This is a genomic window from Novosphingobium sp. CF614 (genome assembly GCF_900113255.1).
Lineage (GTDB): Bacteria > Pseudomonadota > Alphaproteobacteria > Sphingomonadales > Sphingomonadaceae > Novosphingobium.
Window position 1 is genome coordinate 1 of sequence record NZ_FOOR01000062.1, and the last position, 1,332, is coordinate 1,332.

The window sequence follows — 1,332 nt, forward strand, 5'->3', positions numbered from 1 at the left end:
TACCGCAGTTCCGAGTATGCGTCCGGGGCTGATCCGTTCTTACTGCGGGCGTCGGCGATGCCGGCCACAAAACGTCCGTCGGATGTTCCCCTGCCGATGATCCCACCCCCGCCTGTACGCGGGGTTGGTGGCAGATGTCAGGCTGGTTGGGCTTCGCGGGCTGCAGCCCACATGAAGCCAACCAGTTCCCTTGCGACCGCAGTACACACTACAGTGCTTTTCTTGCCCTTGGTCGTGAGGGCGCGGTATCGCGCGGAGAGGCGGCTCTGGGCTTTCCAGGCGATGTCACGGACGGCAGGTGTCGTTTTCTCCAGCAGATAGAGCTTCCTCGCTCCAACCTTGGGGGCATAACGATAGCTCCAGGCGCTCTCGACCAACAACTGGCGCATCCGGGTATTGCCGGCCTTGGTTATGCCTCCTCGTCTCACTGTATCACCGGTTGAGCGCTCGCTTGGCACCAGGCCGATGTAGGCCATGAGCTGCCGGGGATTGTCAAAGCGCCGCATGTCGCCGATCTCGGTGACGAAGGTGATGGCCACGATGAGATCGACGCCCCGCAGCGCTTGCAAGGCGCGCACGACCGGCTCCAGTACCCACTGGGGGAGAAACTCCTCGATTGCGTGCTCAAGGCGAGCCACACGCTCCTTGGCGACGCGCACGGCATCAACCATTTCCTGAAGCGCGATCTGATGCGCCGGGTGATCAAACCGCTGCTCTTGCAGCCATTTGAGGTGCCGTGCGCCCCATGTTTTCTTGCCCGGGTAGCTCGTCCCGTGCTTCAGAAGCAATGCGCTGACCTGCTGGCGATGTACGCGTAAAATCTCAACTGCTGCGGTGCGGGCACGTATCAGATCGCGGACCGCTTCATGGGCTTCATCCGGCACCCAGACTGCCGTGAGTTCCCCGGCGCGCAGCAGCTTCGCCAGTTCGATCGCGTCGCGCCGGTTCGTTTTCACTCTGTCCCCGGCGCGTTTGGGTATCAGCGAAGGTGCGATCACCGTGCATGGATAGCCCATCGATGTAATGAGCCTGTATAGCCCGTAGCCAGTCGGTCCCGCCTCATAGCAGAAATGCAATTGCTGATGCCGGCTTGCGAGGCGCTGCACCATTCGCCGCATCGCTTCGGGGGTAGCGGCCAACTCACCCAGATAGCGCACCTCGCCTCCGCGTTCCCCATCCGCCACAGCTACGGCATTCCGTGCTTTTGCGACATCGATACCGACGAAGACTTCTGTACAATGTTCCACGGCTCGTCCTCCTGTGATGAGGATCGACTCGGCCCGTCCGAGAAACCCTCGGATGCGCAGTGTAGGGCCAGCCACCCAAGGCGCG

General features: G+C 61.9%; 1 protein-coding gene. It reads right to left on the reverse strand.

Going from position 1 to position 1,332, the window contains the following annotated elements; translation table 11 throughout:
- Positions 1 to 137: 137 nt before the first annotated feature.
- On the reverse strand, positions 138 to 1,247 hold the full coding sequence (locus tag BM052_RS19265) for an IS110 family RNA-guided transposase (protein WP_091149489.1): 1,110 nt from the start codon (positions 1,245 to 1,247) through the stop codon (positions 138 to 140).
- Between the last annotated feature and the right edge of the window lie 85 nt (positions 1,248 to 1,332).